Here is a 17996-nt window from a genome sequence, read left to right on the forward strand (position 1 = left end):
GGCCTGGATGAGGCCGAGCGGCGGCGGCTGCGGCGCCGCGACCGGGACGCCGTTGATCACAATGGATTCGACCAGGGTGGATTCCAACCGGCAGGGCAGCGGGTCGTCCGGGGCGCGGGTGAGCGGCTGGTTCACCCCGCCCCCCGCGATGACCATGGCGGGGTCGGTGGTGCTGTAGTAGGACTCCCGGGCGGCGCGGCGCAACTCCAGGGTCTTGTGCAGGCTGCGGTCGGCGGCGTAGCGGGCGATCTGCGGCTCCAGCTCTTCCGGCGTCGTGGCGTGCGGGAGCTTCTTTTCTTCGAGGATCCGCCGCATCGCCGTCGCCGCCGTTACGGCCCGGTGCGCCAGGGTGCCGGGCGTGGCCTCCTGAAGCTGCCGCTCGGCCGCCTCGGTGAAGCCGGCCGGCCGGTTGGGCAGGTCCTTCATCCACCACAGGATGCGCAGCCGTTCCTGCAGGTGGTCCAACTCCAGCGCGTGCGCCTCGAACTCGGCCTGGTCGGCGTTCAGCTCATCCAGCCAGACGGGCTGGGTGGGGGCGGCGCGCGCCGGCTCCGGGCCGTCGGTGCCGCGGGGGACGACCAGCCAGGTGTAGCCGCCGGCGCGGGAGGAGAACCAGGCGTGCTTGGTGACCTCGTCGGCGTCGACGTCCCCGTCGCCCTCATCCAGCCGGTCGATGGTTCCGCTGTACAGGGCGCTCAGCAGCTCGCCGGTACGGGCCGAACGCGTCTGGTGGGCGGCCAGTGCCTCCAGCGCGTCCGCCGTGCTGTGCCCGAACGCGACCTTCATGCTGTCGTGGCCGGGCCGGGCGGAGACGGGCGCGTCGAGGGCGTAGTACTCCCATGGGATGCCCAGCGCGGTTCCGGCGTACACCGAGCGCTGCGGGGCGGGGATGGGCGGGTCGTCGGTGACGTCGGGGAGGCCGGGCAGGTGCCAGCCGAGGCCCGCCAGCACGCCCGCCAGGCCGGGCGTGTCCGGCGGGATCAGGCCGGGGATGTCGGCGGCCTTGGTCAGGATGTCGCTGTCGTCGGCGGAATACCAGCCGACGACCAGATAGCCGAGCGTGGTGGTGGCGGGCTGGTTGTGCCCGTACCCGATGAGGTCGCTCAGGTCGTCGTGGAAGGAGAACACGTCCTGCTGGTAGGGCTGGAAGGCGGCGAAGCCGAGCACGCCCGGGCCCACCGCGGTCAGGAACGGCTCGGTCGGCTCCGGCTCGATCCACGGCCCCTCGCGCAGGTCGTGCACGCGGCCCAGGAAGTCGACCCGCAGCTCGCCGCTCTCGGGGTCCGGCGAGGGGAACTGCACCGTGCCCCAGTGCTCGCCGCCGTGGGCCAGCTCCAGGTAGTCGCTGTGCACCAGCCAGGCCGCGGCCCGCCGCTGCCCCTCGCCGGGGAACCCGCCGGGCACGGTGTGGTGCCGCACCACCAGCCACCGGTTCGGCACCAGAGGGAACGTCGTCTCCTCGGTGTCGGGATCGTAGTGACCGGACGTCAGCGCCTCCGGCAGCTGCCACTGCACGTACACGCCGTCGCCGAAGTCGTCGGTGTGGCCGGGTGGCGGCTCGGCGGCCTGCTTGTCCTCGCCGAGCATCGCATCGAAGTTGAGCGCCCAGCGCTGGAAGGACTCCTGCTGGCGCACCGGGTCGTTGACGATCAGCGCGTGGACCTGGACGGCAACGATCAGGTCGGTGTCGGGCATCACGAGCTCCGCTCGGGCAGGGGACGCAGTTCCTGGATGATCGGTGTGTTCACCAGCTGGAGGGCGAACTCGCCCGGGCTGAGGTCGTCGCGGCCGAGGGCCGCCGCCAGGCCCGGCACGAACCCGTCGGTGCCGCGCAGCCGCAGCACGTCCCGGGTCTGCCCCTCGGGGCGGGGCCGCAGGTACCGGGTGAACACGGTGTCGTCATTGTCGCCGTCGCCGCGTTCGGGGAAGGTTTCTTCGAGCGGTTTGCCGAGCGGGGGTCGGCCGGTGCCGCCGAGGCTGCGCAGGCTGATCACGTCGCCGTGGTCGAGGCCGAAGTGGATACCTTGGCCAGGTTCGCGGATCTCGATCCGGTCCGGGACGGCGTCGAACAGATAGAGCAGCACGTCGTCGGCGAGCCGTTCGCGGCGCAGCTCGGCGAGCTGCGCGCCGTCGGCGAACATGAAGATGGGGAAGTCGGGCCAGGCCCGGACCAGTGTGGAGTAGATCAGCAGCCCGGCGGCGGGCAGGGCCGCGCTGCGCCGCCGCCCCACGGCGCTGCGGATCTGCGCATCGAGCGCGCGGTCTTGAAAGGTGTGCAGGCCGACGTCGGCCGCGCCCGCCAGCACCGCCTGCACCCACGCCAGGTCGATCCGAAAAAGCCGCAGCGATTCGGGCGGCAGCATCCGCCCATCGGGCACCAGGTAGGCGAACGGGACCCCGGCGAAACGGCTAAGCCCCTCCAGCCACTCCGGCATCGAGCCGACGTGCTCCTCCGCTGTCTCGCGCAGCGCCGAGACGCTCCGCTCATCGGCGAGCAGCGCGTCTGTCGTCAGCCGCGCGGACCGGCGGCGCGGCCGCCGCGGCAGCGGCTCAGCGGCCTGCGGGGCGGCCAGCGCCGCAGCGAGCGCTTGGCCGCCTGCCGTCTCGGCCAGCTCCCGCAGCGCCCGCAGGCTCCGCCCGGTCTCCAGGGAACGCCCGGCGCGGGCCGGGTCAGCGGTGATCTTGCGCAGCACCGCGGCCCGGTTGGCGATCTCGCGGCGGGCCCGCGCCAGCTGCGCCGCGTAGTCGGGGTCGGCGAGGGCGAGGGTGCGGCCGAGCGTCCACGCGGCGGCGTAGCTGACGTCGAACAGGCCGTGCTCTTGTTCGTAGATCAGGGCGTGGTCGGCCGTCGTGTGCCCGGGCGCGAGGCCGGGATCCGGCACCTGCGGCGCGGTGACCGGGGTGAACGGTCCCCGGTACCAGGCGTAGGTCGCCTCGCCTGACAGCGTCCGAAACGGCACCGGCGCATACCCCAGGCGCAGCCGTTCCCGCGCGTAGGTCTCGGCCTCATCCGGCGGGCTCTCCGGTGCGGGGATGTTCACGCGCAGCGCTAGGTTGTCGGGGTCGGTGCGGCTGGGGGCGACCAGGTTCGTGATCAGGCCGGGGATGTCGAGGGCAGTGTCGGGGGCGTGGTGGAACGACCACGACCACAGGGCGCACAGCCGTACGGCGTCGTGGCCGGTGGGCGGGTTCGGCGCGGCGTGTGGCTCATAGCCCTCCAGCGACACCAGGTGGACGGCGTAGCGGCCGGGCACGCGGGCGAACCGATTGGCGGTGATCACCGCATAACGGCCCTCGACGAGGTCCTCGCCGCCCTGGCGCAGGGTCGGGACGTTCACGTCGCGCACGTGCGCCAGGTAGTACAACTCGTCCTGGTAGGGGACGACCGCGCGAAACACCCCGGCCGGCACGTCGATCGTCTCGCACTTGCTGCTCAGCACCTCCGGGGTGAGGGACGGGCCGCTCAGATTCGGGCCGATCACCCCGGCCTCGGCGGGGTCGACCAGGTCGGCGACGGTGCGGCGGGTGGTCTGGCCCATCGCGCTCTCGTCGCCGGGCAGCTCACCCTCGGCGAACACCAGCAGCGCCAGCCAGGGCGCGTGCTCGCGTGCCCGGGTGCCGGTCAGCTCCCGCTCCCACGGCAGGACAGCGCGACTCAGCGTGATGTGCGGCAGCACGGTGTCGTAGCGGCCGGCGCTGCCCGCCGGAGGATAGAGGGCGTGCACGGACGCGCTTTTCAGCACGAACCGGACCGGGCGGATCTCGAACCGCTGCGCAGACTCCGGCAACTCCTGTTCGCCGGTGTCGATGCGCTCGCCGTTTTCCTTATACAGCTCCTGCCGGGCGCGCACGGTGTAGATCCCGGCCGTGGCATGCGGAGTGAAGTGGTCGTTGAAGGTGACGTGCAGTTCGGGGGAGTTGTCCTCAGGCATGGATTTCACCTCACGGGGACTGGGGCGTCGGTGACGAGCGGAGAGCTGGTCATGCTGCGGCCGACCAGTTCGGCGTAGTGGCCGAGCAGGCCGTCGGTGTCCTTACCTGGGCCAGCCCCGAGCCGACCCAGCGCGTCGTGGACGGCGGTGCGCCGCTGCGCGGTCGCCGGCGCCGCGAGCGTCCGGGCGATCACCTCGATGCTGGCCTCGTCCGGGCGCGGGGCCGGGCCGGCGACCGCACCGTCCCGTAGCGGCATGTCACCGTCCTGCAGCGGCTCGTATTTGAACACGCGGGAGCTGATGGGGCCGACGCCCGCGCCCAGCTCGGGCGGCGGGACCGTGAAGCGCACGCCGCTGAGGCGGTCCGGCTCCAGGCCCGGCTCGGTCGCGGCGTCGCCCGGCTTGTCGAGTACCCGGCCCCACATCGACCGGGGCACATCGCGGCGGACCTCCTCCAGGAGCCAGTCGTTGGCGCTGGGGTCGAATTCGGTCTCGGCACCGTTTTCGAACCGGGTGAGGGTCACGATGTGCTTGGAGGTGACGTTCGTCAGCCGCATCGGGCGGATGGTCACCGTCGGCCCGGTGGCGTAGACGTCGCCGTTGATCGAGATCTCCGAGGTCGGCAGGAGCGCCTCGGTCTCGAAGACGAACCCGTCGGTGGAGACCAGCAGCGGCGCTTCGCGGGCGGCCCGCGCCTCGTACTCGCCCTTGTCCACATCCGGCAGCAGACCCTTGACGGGGGTGGTGCGCAGCGGCGACGGCAGCTGCACCTGGAACTCGCTCCATGGCACCGGCGGCGCCCCGGCCCGGCCTGCGCCGAAGTCGAAGCTGAACCCGATGAACCAGACCTTCACCGAGACCCGGCCGCCGGTCGGCGGCGTCCAGAACTGCAAGGTGATGCCGACCTCGATGGACACCCGCACCTTGACGAACCAGACCTTGATGGTGGCGGCGACGCCGATCGAGATGCCCAGCGCCAGATCGAGGTAGAAGGGCCGCCACTGGATCAGCGCGTCCACGTGCGCGGTGAACCAGGCGCTCAGTATGCCTTTTTCGTACCGGGCGGCGAGCGCGGCGCCGAACATGATCGCGCCCGGGGTGAGCGCGGTGTACCCGGACGCCTGCACCACGACCCGGCTGCACGGCAGCCAGCGAAATCCCAGCCGCGCCGGGTTCGGATAGTAGGCCGGTTTGACCGCGTTGAACTGCGGGTGGTAGCCGCCGATGGTGATCACGAAGTCGCCGCCGCGGCCGCCGCCGGTCCACACGCAAAACGCCAGGCCGCCGGTCAGCTCGGCCGACTGGGTGAAGACGAACGAGCCGGGGCCGACGGCGGCCTCCAGGCTGAGCTTGTGCTCCTCGGACAAAAACGCCAGCCGCAGGTCGATGTTGAGCCGGGCGTGCACCTTTTTGGAGGCGTCGGCGTTCTTCGGCAGCGTGATCGAGGTGCGGCCCAGCAGCATCACGTTCAGCCGGTTGCCGAACTCGATCACCGCCAGCGCGCGGGTCTCGATGAACCGGAACGAGGTGAACGTCAGCCCGGCCGCGATCCAATACGAGCCCGCCTCCGGCCGCACCCAGCCGGTCCTGCTGGTCAGGTCGTTGAGCACCTCCAGCGGTTCGGGCGGCGGGGGCGGCGGCTCGCCGGGGACCTTCGGGGCCTCCTCCAGCCGGGCCAGCAGCGGGAAGCCGGGAAGCTGGGCCACCTCCGGCGGGCGCATCCTGCTGTTGACGCCGAACCCGGCCGCCAGCCCGGTCACGGTGAACGGCGGCGGCCCGAACAGCGACGCGCCCGAGGTCAGCAGCGCCTCTGCGTACAGGAAGATCATCTGATGGCCGTCGGCGGTGCGTGACCAGGCTCCGGCCCCCATGACCGACAGCGCCGGCGTCTCCACCCGCACCAGCCCGGCCAGCCCGTAGGAGATCGCATCATCACCGAGGCCGGTGTAGCGCAGCGCCGCGTTGATCGTCAGCGGCGGCGCGTCCCGGCGAATGCTGAGCCCGGCCCCGATCAGCTCGGGTCTGGGCACGAACCCCTTCGCCGTCAGCGGGATCATGAAGCCCAGCCCGTCGAGCTGCAACACCTGCCCGCCGACCTTCAGCTCGGCCACCAGCAGCACCCGCAGGTAGTCCTTGGCCTTATCCCGGCCGCGCTTGACCCCAAAGATCGTCAGCGGCCCGAAGGACTTCGGCAGCCCGGGGAAGGAGATCTCCTCCTCCTTCGCCTCGTCATCGTCGTCCTTGTCCTTGTCCAGCCAGATCGACAGGGCGGGCATCTCGCCGCCCCCCAGCTGCCAGGTGATCGCGGCGGCGAAGTACTTCGGCCACACATCGGCGCTCATCGCGTTCGGCACCGGGAAGCGCGCCGCCACCCCGTAGCCGGCGAGCAGGCCGTTGAGCTGATTGACCTCGCCCACGTTCAGCGTCCGGTCCAGGCAGAGAATCTTGAGGCTGGGGAAGACGATCGCGCCCTTGGGCACCACCTCCCCCACCAGGGCCAGGCTCGAGCCGTCGAAGCGCAGCTGCACATCCAGCAGCAGCCCGATGACGCCCGAGCCGCCGACCCGTTTCGTCTGGATGAACACCGCGTCCACCGGGCTGCCTTGGGCCGGATCGTCATACCCCGGGGACCGCGCGGTGACCAGCCGCTCCCCGGCAGGCAGGTTCTGGTATCGGTGGACGTTTTCCAGGATCGGCACCAGCGCGGCCGGCAACTCGATCGGCTCCCCGAAGAACTCATTGATCAGCTCGACGAGCGACATGCGCTCAGGCAGGGACATCAGGCTCTCCTTTTTCGCTTTTTCCCGCCGATCGAGGGCCGCATGCCGCCTTAGGCAGCGCAGCGAACGAGGGGAAGGGCACATGCGGCGACCGTCGGCGGCCAGGTCCGCGGCCCATGGCGGCTCCTGCCACCCGGCGATCGCCAAGGGCGGCGCCGGGCCGCCCGGGTCAGAACGGGGCGAAGATCGCCCAGAACACACGGTCTCCGGGCAGAGAAATGGAAGCGACCTTCTGGCGCGCCTCGACATCGATCACGGCAAGCGAGTAACCGGAATCCTCGGACACCTCGGCGACGTAGGCGAACGCGCCGCCGTGACTGAGAGAGAGGCCATTGCCGGTGCCGCGCCCGCCGGTCGCCTCGATCGGAATGCGGTCTTGCAGCTGATGTGTGGCCGGGTCGGCGACCAGGACACCCTCACCGTCCGCGTTGGGCAGGCAGAGCAGGGTGCTGCCGTCCGGAGTGAGCGCGAGCTCCCTGGAGGCGGGCAGAACGCCCTGAAGGAGGATCTCTCCGGTGCGCGTGCTGAATGCCAGTGTGCGCCCGCCGGCGGCGGTGTGGGCGACCAAGCCGTCCGGGGAGAGCGCCAGGTCGTTAGGCGCGGTCTGTCCGGACAGTGGGAAGAGCTGGCGGACCAGCTTCTGCTCCAGATCGACCTCGGCCACCATCGGGCCGCGGCCCATCACCCCCCCGCTGATGTAGACGAACCGCCCATCCCGGTGCGGCGCGATCCGGTACGGCCCTCCGAGGACAACCGGTGCCCGGCTGGAGTTCTCCGTCGTCGTGGCCCCGGCGAAAACCGTTGCCTTGAGCTCGATCCGGCTTACCTCGTTGAACGTGCCGACCTGCACCGTCTCCAGATAGTTGGAGTAGGAGGAGTCGCCGTTCTGTTGCCAGGAGGTGAAGTGGTAGTGCGCCCCGTCGGGGCTGTAGGCGTTGGCCGGGTCATAGCTGACATACCGGGGGAAGGTCGCCACGATCTGATGGTTCGCCGCGCCCACGCAGACGTAGCCGGAGGGCATGGTTGCCACGTAGAGGAACCGGCCGTCCGGGGTGGGGCTGATGCTCCGGGTGACGTTGAGGGGCATGTCGAGCGTCCCGGTCACGGTGCGCGTCGCAAGGTCCACCACAGCCGCTGATATGGGGTCGCCAGATTCCCCTATTCTCTGCACCACGTACACGCGGCCGGGGCTGAAGGTGCGCCGCAGCCCCGGCCAGCTGCCCTCGTCGACCGGGGCCGCGGCCGTCTCGACGGTCCGAGTGCTCAACGCGACCCGCACGAACTCAGAACCCTTGAAGAAGAAGGCCTTACCCGTCACGGGGTTGACGGCGGCGGCGCTGATCCCGTTGACGAAGGCGGGGGCCTTGGCGCTCAGCCCCTGCCAGGTGTCGGCCAGCGATGTGGTCTCCACCGGCATCTCCGAGCGCAGGTCGTAGCGCACGCACTGGCCGCCCTTGAAGAAGTAGGCCTCCCCGGCGGTGGCCGCCGGCAGCGCCGCGTCGATCCCGGCGCGGAATGCGGCCGGCAGTCCCGGGTACTGGCCGTCGATCGAACCGACCTGCCCGACCGACCCGTCCACCGGGTGCAGCCGCAGGCACTGGCTCCCGCGAAACACCATCGTCCACGGGTCGTCCGCGGGCGCAGCGAGCGCGGCGTCGAATCCGCCGGTGAAGGCCGCCGGGAGCGCCGGCCACCGTTTCCCCAGTACGGGGGCGTAGGGCTCGAGCATCCGCTCTTCAGCCCACCCGAAGCGGGCCGCCTGCCCGCCCTGGACCACGAACCCGACCTTGGCGCCGGAGTCTGTTACCGAGAAAAACGCGTCCACCAATTCCGCAGGCACAAAAATCCTTTCGCCGGAAAGAATCGAAAGATCGGGAAATTCTTTATTGACTATGAAATACGTCGCGAGCACTGTCAATACTAGGAATGAAGATGGGGAGCTAGATCAGCAAATGTCATTTATGGCCGCAAAATAGCTGCGCGTCTGATATGTGGAATGGCGAGGTATCCGAAAAGCGGCGAATTGACCACCGAAAACCGAGCCTGATGCGAGGCGGCACGCCCTGAGAAGGCCGGACGCCGGGCCGTGGGTTGTAAGGCGTCGCCTCGACTCTGACCGCCAGGCACCGCCGTAGCGAACTGCGCAGATTGAAGACTCCGGCGCCCGCATGGGCGCTGCCTGTGGGACAACGAGCCGCTGAATCCCTCCAGCCGACGGCGCTCGGCGACCACTGGTCCTGTCCTGCGGGCCGCATTTCGCAACGACGAATGGAGGCGTTCGCGCCGGCGGCTGTGGCCCGCGTCATACGCGCGACGTGGGCGAAGCGGTCTTGCTCGCCTGGACGACGGCCGAATGCACGCCGTCGCCGTGGTCGGCGGTGAGAGGGATCGAGATGCCGACGAAGCCCGCCCGGCGCAGCAGGTCGCGGTACTCGTCGGCCGTCAGGCAGTCCGCCGCTCGGAGTCGACGGGGCCGTCGGTGACCACGTCGCTCGCCCCGAACCGCCCGCTGGGCCGCAGCACGCGGAAGGCCCCGGCGGCGACGGCGGCCTTGTCGTCGGACAGGTTGATCACGCAGTTGAAGATGACCACGTCGACCGCGTGGCCGGGCAGCGGGACGGCCTCGATCGGGCCGTGTAGGAACTCCACCTTGGTCGCGCCCGCCTGCTCGGCGTTGCGCCGGGCTGGCTCCACCATGTCGGCGCCGACGGCCAACCATAAGCTCTGCCGTACGGGCCGACAGCAGCACGTCGATGCCGCCACCGGAGCCGAGGTCGAGCACGCTCTCCCCGGCGCGCAACTCGGCGACGGCGAGCAGGGTGCCGCAGCCCAGGCTGACCCACAGCGCGTCGTCGGGAAGCTCTGTGGTGTCACCCGAAGCAGCCTCGCTCGAACTCGCCGGCCTCGCAGGTGAGGACGGCCCTGCCGGTGAGAGCGGCGCGGGCCAGTCCGGAGTAACGTTCGACGACCTCGTCGTGTGCCATCGCAGTTCTGCTTCAGTCGCAGGCGGGCGTGGCCGGTAGGGGGCTGCCCATCACCACGTCGGCGGAAGTGGGGAAGCAACTCACGCAGGCCTCGTTGATCCGGTACAGGCTGGTGGTTCCCTGTCTTTCGACCAGCACGAACCGCGCCTCGGTCAGGATCTTCAGGTGGTGGGAGATCGTCGACTGCCCCACCCCGGAGGCGGCGAAGATCTCTTCGACGGTCATCGGCTGACAGCGGGCCGGCAGGGACACGATCTGGATGCGTGTGGCGTCGGCCAGCGCCTTGGACCAGCTTGCGTACTCCTCCGCCTCCGCCCGGCCCAGCGGTTCAGCAGTCTCCTTCATCAATATTCGATGAATCAGAGCAAGGCAATGCTTTCGACTTTTATCATCCTCGGCCCGCGTTTATCACCATCCCTCGGCCTTCAGCCGACCTGCGACCTTGTCTGTGACCCCGCAGTGAGTTATTCGGGACCATCGACAGTGGCGGCCTGTTTGAGGCGGCTGGCGACGTAGCTGGCGCGGTCTCCGCCGCTGGCGGTGTGCCAGCGATAGGCGGTGTTATCGGAGATTCCCAGCAGATCAGCGAGCAGTTTCCAGTGGACCTGGTCGACCATCGCGAGCAACGCGCCGTTGCGGGCGAGTCTGGCGCTGGTCGCACAGCCGGCCCGCGAGGGTGTCGGCTGCGATCGGCCGGCCAGGCCGACGCCCGGGAAAGAGATAGGACGCCTTGGGGTCGGGGTCGGCGATGCGCCGCTCGTCGAGAAGTCGTGCGAGAAGTTGGGAGAGGCGGGGGCGCAGCCAGAGCGGATCGGCGCCGAGCTGAAGTCCGAGAGCTCCCGATTCCTGAGGGTGGTCGAGAACCTGGTCGAGGGTGATTTTGGCGATGTGGGTGACGTGCTGGCCGTATTGGAGGACCAGGCATCCGGCGATTCGGTCTTGCAGGGCGATAGTCTCGTCGTCTTCGAGCTTGAGGGCGAGCAGGACCCGGTCGGAGTCGGCCATGATCGACCGGTCGTCTGAGTGGTCATGGCGGCGATGGCGACGTCGTCGGGGGCCAACCCGCGGGAGGCCGCCCAGACCAGGAAACGTTTGAGGTCACCGCGACGCCGACCGTGCCTGCCGGCCCAGAGGTCGACGAGGGGTTGCGGGCAGTCGGCCAACGTCACATCATGGGCGCGCAGGTGATCGAGGAACATGTGGGCGCCGGTGAACTGCCGGATCACATAGCGGATGCTGGAATGGTGGCTTCCGTCCTGGTGGCCGCGCTGGTGAAGGAACGGCAACAGATACCAGCGCATGAACTGGCCCAGCACCCGGCGGTCCTCGTCCTGCTGAACCTGGGTCAGTAGTTGCCGTAGCCGTCTGTCGGCTCGGGCTTGCTCCTCATTGCGATCTTCGAGCAGGCCGGAGACCACCAGGAGCATGCGGAGGTGGTCGACGACACCGGTCTGGCGGAGCCCGTCGAGGCCTTCGTGGCTGCAGGCCACCTCGCCGGCGACCAGGCGTCGGATCAGCTTCCCGCCAGTGCCCTTGAGGTAGGCGATCAGGGTATAGGCGCTGTCGTAGTGCCGTTCGAGCTGCTCGGCGAGGGCTCTCAGGGAATGCGGGGCCCCGGCCGCCGGCGGGGCGAACATTCTCCGGAGAAAAGTGAGGTGCTCCAGAGATTCCGGACAGACCACTCACCGAGGAAACCACCCCCCACCCCCGGCGGAGGCGGACCCGTCCCGCCCCCTGACCCCCTTCGGCCACGAACACCTCTCGGCGAGGGACGTCGGCCTGTGCCGGCGTGGCCGGGGGTCACCGAGCCACCCGGACCGGGCAGGGCCGATCCGGGACTCCGGGTCAGAACACAGGGTCAGGATGTGCGGACGGCGAGGCCCCCTACGGCTTGCGGCCCACGCCGCCGTACTGGAAGACGTCGCGGTCGCGGAAGCTGGTCTGCGGTTCGGGCCGCCACTTGGGCAGCGACACCACGCCGGGCTCCAGGAACTCCAGCCCGTCGAGGAACTCCTCCAGCTGCTGCCGGGTGCGGAGGGTGAGCGGGGTGGCGGCGCTGGCGTTCCACTTGGCGGCGGCCTCGTCCATCGACGGGCTGTGCACGCTGTGCGCGATGGCCAGGTAGCTGCCTGAGGGGAGCGCGTCCAGCAGCGTGCGCACCGCGCTGTGGGCCTGGTCCCCGTCGGGGACGAACTCCAGGACGCCCATCAGCATCAGCGCGACCGGCCGGGAGAAGTCCAGCGTCCGCGCGGCCTGTCGCAGGATGGGCTCGGGATCGCGCAGGTCGGCGTCGATGTAGGCGGTCTCCCCATCGGGGGTGCCGCGCAGCAACGCCCTGGCGTGGGCCAGCACGATCGGGTCGTTGTCGACGTAGACGATCCGCGCCTTGGGGTTGACCCGCTGGGCGACCTGGTGGGTGTTGTCCGCGGCCGGAATGCCGGTGCCCACGTCCAGGAACTGGTCGATGCCCGCCTCACCGGCCAGATGGCTCACGACCCGGCCGATGAACTCCCGCTCGGCCCGCGCGTTGACCGGCAGATCCGGCATGACCTTCACGATCTCGTCGCCGACCGCACGGTCGGGACCGTAGTTGTCCTTACCGCCAAGCCAGTAGTCCCACACCCGCGCCGAATGTGGGATCGAGGTGTCGATTCGCGCCAACACCTCGGTGTCGACCTCTGTGATTTCCTCGCTCATCAGAGCCTCCTCACCAGCACACCCCGTAACAACACGATCGAAGCCCACCTTAGATGATCTCCGATCGGCCCGGCGAAAAAAACGCCGTACATCAGGGCAATTCAGCCTAGGAACCCCCAAAACATGACGTCTTACCGCACCGGTGAGCCGTAACGGCAGGGGCTCCCCCGGTACGGATAGCCGCCCATACCACGGCGTTATGGGATTTTGTGAGGTATTCGTCTGCCTCGCTCGGTGTCAGCTTTGGGGTAGCCCCGACTCTTAGGGCTCCTTGTATCCCTCTTCCCCCCCAGGGACACCGAGAGGAGTCACCCCCCGTGAATCCGAAGACCAAACTGGGCGCCGTGGCCGTGCTGGCCGTCACCGCCCTGGTCACCCCCACCGCGGTGAGCGCCGCCTCAGCACCGGCGGACATCGCCGCCCGCACCGTCTCCGCCGACCCTCCGCCGTACTCACCGCCGGACGCGGAGGCGCGCAACCGCGCCGTGACCACGGCCAACGCCACCATCGCGATGAGGTCGGAAGCCCTCCTCAAGGGGCAGAACGAGAAGTTCACCCTGACCGCCAACGTCTCCGGCGCCCAGGGCCTGCAGTACCTGACCTACGCGCGCACCTACCGAGGGCTGCCGGTGTACGGCGGTGACGTGATCGTGTCCACCGACCGGGCCGGCGAGCTGGTCGGGTCGGTGAGCTCGGGCCAGCAGTCCAGGATCACGGTCGACGTCACGAGCAAGGTGGACGCCGCCGCGGCGACCGCCACCGCCCGCGCGCAGGTGTCCACCGTGGAGAGCGTGAGCACCCCCCGGTTGCTCGTGCACGCCGCCACCACCACGCCCAAGCTGGCCTGGGAGGTGGTCGTCACCGGCACCAACGGCGAGACCCCGAGCGTCCTGCACGTCTTCGTGGACGCCGTCGACGGGTCGATCTTCGACTCCTACGACGACGTCCGCGCCGGGACCGGCAACAGCTACTACAACGGCAACCCGGTGACCATCCAGACCTCGGGTTCCGGCAGTTCGTACTCGATGACCGACACCACCCGTCCCGGCCTGCGCTGTGGCGGGCAGGGCGGCACCGCCTACACCGGGACCGACGACTCCTGGGGCAACGGCTCGGGCACCAACCTGGAGACCGCCTGCGTCGACGCCCTGTACGCGGCACAGACGGAATGGAACATGCTCCGCAACTGGCTGGGCCGCAACGGGTTCAACGGCTCCGGCGGCGCGTTCCCGGCCCGGGTCGGCCTGAGCGCCGTCAACGCCTACTGGACCGGCACCTATACCAACTTCGGACGCAACCAGGCCAACAACCGGCAGGCCACCCCGATGGACGTGGTCGGCCACGAGTACGGCCACGCCGTCTTCCAGTACTCCGGGGGGCCCGGGGGCAGCAGCACCGAGACCGGCGGCCTGAACGAGTCGACCGGCGACATCTTCGGCGCGCTGACCGAGCACTACGCCAACCAGCCCGCCAGCCTCGACCCGCCGGACTACCTGGTGGGCGAGGAGGTCGACCTGGTCGGCTCGGGCGAGATCCGCAACATGTACAACCCGTCGGCCGAGGGACACCCGAACTGCTACAGCTCCCCCTTCAACTTCGAGGTGCACGCGGGAGCGGGCCCGCAGAACCACTGGTTCTACCTGCTCGCCGAGGGCACCAACCCGGTGGGCAAGCCGGCCAGCTCCGTCTGCTCGGGTCCGGCCACGCTGACCGGCATCGGCATCCAGAAGGCCGGCCAGATCTTCCAGGCCGGGCTGAACAGCAAGACCGCGCCGTGGACGCACCCCAAGGCACGGAAGGCCACCGTGGCCGCCGCCAAGGCGCTCTTCCCGAGTAGCTGCGTCGAGGTCAACGCGGTCAAGGCCGCCTGGACCGCGGTGAACGTCCCGGTGCAGAGCGGCGAGGCGACGTGCCCGTAGCACCGGGCGACTCCCCGCTCCGCAGATGAGCCACGGTTCGGGCCCCGGCGACTCGCCGGGGCCCGAACGGTGATTTGAACATCCGAAAGGGGTACGTATCGGCTGCTGAAAGCCGAAGGCGGAGAACGGGGGCGGCATGCTGGTCCTCAGCCGGTCACCCGTACCGCCCGAAGATCTGGAACGCGGCGGGAGGAGAAGACCGGCGGACCGGGAGGCCGGGCCCCCGCACCGCGCGACCGGATGAGCGACGAGACGACGGCTCTGAGAGACCAGGAGGGAGCCGACCCACGCCGCTGGAAGGCGCTGACCGTCTGCCTCGTCGCCGGCTTCATGACCCTGCTGGACGTCAGCATCGTCAACGTGGCGCTGCCGGCCATCCGCAACGGGCTGAACGCCCCGCAGAGCGACCTGCAGTGGGTGGTGTCGGGGTACGCGCTCACCTTCGGGCTGGCGCTGATCCCCGCGGGGCGGTTCGGCGACATGCACGGCCGGCGCAACGTGTTCGTCCTCGGTGTCGTCCTGTTCACCCTGTCCAGCGCGGCGGCCGGGATGGCCGGGGACCCGAGGTTGCTGGTCATCGCGAGACTCATCCAGGGGATGGCCGGCGGGGTGTTGAATCCGCAGGTCAGCGGATTGATCCAGCAACTCTTCCGGGGAGCGGAACGGGGCCGGGCGTTCGGGATGCTGGGCACCGTCATCGGCTTCTCGACCGCGATCGGCCCGCTGCTCGGCGGGGCGCTCATCCAGCTCGGCGGCGGCCCCGACGCCTGGCGCCTCGTCTTCTACGTCAACGTGCCGATCGGCATCCTGGCCGTGGTCCTGGCGTACCGCTACATCCGGCCTCCGGCGCACGAAAGGCGCCCCCGGGAGAGCATGGATCCGGTGGGCGTGCTGCTGCTCGCCCTCGGCGTCGTGCTGGTGCTCCTGCCGTTCGTCGAGGGGCAGCAGTGGCAGGGCGCGGAGAGGTGGCCGACGCTGTTCACCGGGCTCGTCGTGCTCGCCGCCTTCGTGGCCTGGGAGCGCCGGTACGGGCGGCGGCGCCAGCCGGTCGTCGACCTGTTCCTGTTCCGCAGACGCTCGTACGCGCTCGGCGCCCTGCTCGGCACGCTCTACTTCGCCGGCTTCAGCGCGATCTTCTTCATTCTCACCCTCTACCTGCAGAACGGCCTGGGCTACTCGGCACTGGAGGCAGGGCTGGCGACCACCCCCTTCGCGGCGGGGTCGGCCGTGGCCGCCGCGCTGGGCGGCCGGACCGTCACCCGGCTGGGCCGGCCGCTGGTGGTGGCGGGGCTGCTGCTGGTCGCGGCCGCGCTGGGCGTCACGGCGCTCGCCGTGCGGCTGGTCCCCGGCGAGCACGTGGCCTGGGCCATCGCGCTGCCGCTGCTCCTCGCCGGCCTGGGCAGCGGCCTGGTGATCTCCCCCAACCAGACGCTGACCCTGTCGGAGGTGCCGGTCGCGATGGCCGGCACCGCCGGCGGGGTGCTCCAGACGGGACAGCGGCTCGGCACGGCCGTCGGCATCGCGGCGATCGGCTCGGTGTTCTTCGCCGAGGTCGCCTCCTCCCGCGGCGACTACGCGACGGCGTTCCGGCACTCGCTGCTGGTCGCCATCGCCTTCGTACTGGTCTCGCTGGTCGTGGCCGTCGTCGACGTGGTCACCGCCCGGCGTGCCGGGCTCCGCTGAGAGCGAGGGCGGTCACTCCGTGAGCACGCAGCGGGTGCCGGAGTAGATCGTCGACATACACCGGTTGCAGTGGATGCACCGGGATTCGACGGCCCGGTTCTTCATGATCCGGTTGGGCAGGTCCGGCTCCATGAGCAGGGCCCGGCCCATGGCGGCGAACTGGAAGCCCTCGCGCAGGGCCAGTTCCATGGTCGCCAGGTTGGTGACGCCGCCGAGGAGCACCAGCGGCATCCTCAGGGCGGCGCGGAAGGCGCGGGCGTCGTCGAGCAGGTAGCCGTCCCGGTAGGGGTAGGAGCGCAGGAACCGGCCGCCCAGCAGCCGCACCCCCAGCCGCTGCGGCTGCCGCAGGGCCGCGGCGAAGTCACGGATCGGGGCGTCGCCCTTGAACAGGTACATCGGGTTGAGCAGCGAGCTGCCCACCGTCAGCTCGATGGCGTCGAGGCCGCCGTCCGCCTCCAGCCAGGTCGCGACCTGGAGGCTCTCGTCGGGCGTCAGGCCGCCGCTGACCCCGTCGTCCATGTTGAGCTTGGCCAGGATCGCGATCCGGCCGCCGACGGCCTCCCTTACCGCCAGGGCGACCTCGCGCGCCAGCCGGGCCCGGTTGGCCAGGCTGCCGCCGTAGCCGTCGGTCCTGTTGTTGAGCCGGGGGCTGAGGAAGGAGCTGACCAGGTAGTTGTGCCCCAGGTGGATCTCGACGGCGTCAAAGCCCGACTCCTCCGCCAGGAGCGCCGCGTCGGCGTGCGCGCGGACGATGCGCTCGATGTCCGCGACGGTCGTCGCCTGGGTCATGCTCATGCCCAGCCAGTTGAACCGCCGGGACGGGCCCAGCGCGGGGAGCCTGTTGGAGGCGGGGTTGGCCACCGGGCCGGCGTGGCCGATCTGCGCGGAGATGGCGGCGCCCTCGGCGTGTACCGCCTCGGCGAGGCGGCGCAGGCCGGGCACGGCCTCCGGGCGCATCCAGATCTGCCGCCACTGCGTGCGGCCTTCCGGTGCCACCGTGCAGTAGGCCACCGTGGTCATGCCGACGCCTCCGGCGGCCACCCGCCGGTGAAAGTCGATCAGCTCGTCGGAGACCAGCGCCTCGGGGGTCATGCCCTCGAAGGTGGCCGCCTTGATCAGGCGGTTGCGCAGGGTGATCGGCCCGAGCTTCGCGGGCGCGAAGACATCGGCGGCGGTTTCTGCCATGGGCCAGTGTTACCAAACAAGCGCTTGGATGCCAAGGGGCCGGGCCACCGTCCCGTCGCCGTACGGCTCGCCCGCCGTCAGGCCGGCGCGTACGTGAGGCAGTCGATGTCCTTCTGCGCGTAACCGACGACGATGCCGGAGGCCTGGCATTCGTACTGGACGTTGTGCTGGCAGTCGGACATCTTGCAGGCGCCGACGCGGCCGGTGGCGGCGGGGTCGCCACCCTTCAAGTCGACCTTGAAGAAGGTCTCGCACTCCGCGTGATGACTGTTGCCGACCGTGATGGCCAGCGCGTGGCAGACGTGGTCCGCGTTGTAGGCGCACGCATCGACCTGACACTCGTTGACTGTGGGCATTTTCATGGCTGACGTCTCCTAGGACTCGGGCCGGCCCCGGACGCGACCAGCCGTCGTCGGGGCCGGTCCCCCGACGCTCTGTTCGGTATCACCGCGCGGCGGTGCCGGCGCGTCCGGCCGGCACTCGGGCCGTCAGGTCCTCATCACGCTCTCTCGCGCTCACGAGTCGGACATGACACGGCCCCCGTTCCCGCACGCGGACTACCCGGTTTAGTACCGTGCCCGGATCACCTTCACGCTCATCCGGTCCCCAAGGCTTCTCCAAGAGCGGCTTCCGGCGGACCTACACGATCGGGAAAGGCTGGACGGCGTCGCCCTCGACGGTGACCTAGGCGGCGCCGTAGTCGGTGTGGAGGGCGAAGTCGTACGGCGTGAGCGTGTCGCGCGCGACGTTGCCGCGGACCACCGCGCCGTTGTCGTGGGAGTCGCCCTGCGGGCCCGGCCGATCCCGTCCACGATC

General features: G+C 70.1%; 12 protein-coding genes. 2 read left to right on the forward strand and 10 right to left on the reverse strand.

Features of this window, described 5'->3' with window-relative positions; genetic code table 11:
- The 8 genes from ABT130_RS21315 to ABT130_RS21350 all read right to left on the reverse strand — a co-directional run.
- On the reverse strand, positions 1 to 1695 hold a 1695-nt coding region (locus tag ABT130_RS21315), incomplete at its 3' end, for a hypothetical protein (RefSeq protein ID WP_350957661.1).
- A complete protein-coding gene (locus ABT130_RS21320; protein WP_350957664.1) occupies positions 1695 to 3932 on the reverse strand; it encodes a hypothetical protein in 2238 nt (745 codons plus the stop codon). The genes ABT130_RS21320 and ABT130_RS21315, both read right to left, overlap by 1 nt.
- 5 nt (positions 3933 to 3937) lie before the next feature.
- Positions 3938 to 6712, reverse strand: coding sequence for a DUF6603 domain-containing protein (locus tag ABT130_RS21325; RefSeq protein WP_350957666.1), 2775 nt, complete (start codon positions 6710 to 6712; stop codon positions 3938 to 3940).
- Positions 6713 to 6881: 169 nt separating this feature from the next.
- Positions 6882 to 8552: a hemopexin repeat-containing protein gene (locus ABT130_RS21330; protein WP_350957668.1), complete on the reverse strand. Its 1671-nt coding sequence runs from the start codon at positions 8550 to 8552 to the stop codon at positions 6882 to 6884.
- Positions 8553 to 9154: 602 nt separating this feature from the next.
- Complete coding sequence (locus ABT130_RS21335) at positions 9155 to 9409, reverse strand: methyltransferase domain-containing protein (RefSeq protein WP_350957670.1); 255 nt, start codon at positions 9407 to 9409, stop codon at positions 9155 to 9157.
- A 299-nt stretch (positions 9410 to 9708) separates the two neighbouring features.
- The gene (locus tag ABT130_RS21340) at positions 9709 to 10041 is read right to left on the reverse strand and encodes an ArsR/SmtB family transcription factor (RefSeq protein WP_350957673.1); all 333 of its coding nucleotides are present in this window, start codon (positions 10039 to 10041) and stop codon (positions 9709 to 9711) included.
- A 119-nt stretch (positions 10042 to 10160) separates the two neighbouring features.
- The gene (locus tag ABT130_RS21345) at positions 10161 to 11333 is read right to left on the reverse strand and encodes a hypothetical protein (RefSeq protein ID WP_350957675.1); all 1173 of its coding nucleotides are present in this window, start codon (positions 11331 to 11333) and stop codon (positions 10161 to 10163) included.
- A 247-nt stretch (positions 11334 to 11580) separates the two neighbouring features.
- A complete protein-coding gene (locus ABT130_RS21350; RefSeq protein ID WP_350957677.1) occupies positions 11581 to 12393 on the reverse strand; it encodes an SAM-dependent methyltransferase in 813 nt (270 codons plus the stop codon).
- Between the two features lie 317 nt (positions 12394 to 12710).
- Here ABT130_RS21350 and ABT130_RS21355 point away from each other — a divergent pair, with 317 nt between their 5' ends.
- A complete protein-coding gene (locus ABT130_RS21355; protein WP_350957679.1) occupies positions 12711 to 14312 on the forward strand; it encodes a M4 family metallopeptidase in 1602 nt (533 codons plus the stop codon).
- Between the two features lie 240 nt (positions 14313 to 14552).
- Positions 14553 to 15995: an MFS transporter gene (locus tag ABT130_RS21360; protein ID WP_350957681.1), complete on the forward strand. Its 1443-nt coding sequence runs from the start codon at positions 14553 to 14555 to the stop codon at positions 15993 to 15995.
- A 12-nt stretch (positions 15996 to 16007) separates the two neighbouring features.
- On the opposite strand, the gene ABT130_RS21365 is transcribed toward ABT130_RS21360, so the two are convergent.
- Together ABT130_RS21365 and ABT130_RS21370 are read right to left on the reverse strand one after the other, a co-directional pair.
- Complete coding sequence (locus ABT130_RS21365; protein WP_350957683.1) at positions 16008 to 17180, reverse strand: NADH:flavin oxidoreductase; 1173 nt, start codon at positions 17178 to 17180, stop codon at positions 16008 to 16010.
- Between the two features lie 77 nt (positions 17181 to 17257).
- Positions 17258 to 17542: a DUF1540 domain-containing protein gene (locus ABT130_RS21370; protein ID WP_350957686.1), complete on the reverse strand. Its 285-nt coding sequence runs from the start codon at positions 17540 to 17542 to the stop codon at positions 17258 to 17260.
- Between the last annotated feature and the right edge of the window lie 454 nt (positions 17543 to 17996).

The sequence above is a fragment of the Streptosporangium sp. NPDC001681 genome (assembly GCF_040298085.1).
Lineage (GTDB): Bacteria > Actinomycetota > Actinomycetes > Streptosporangiales > Streptosporangiaceae > Streptosporangium.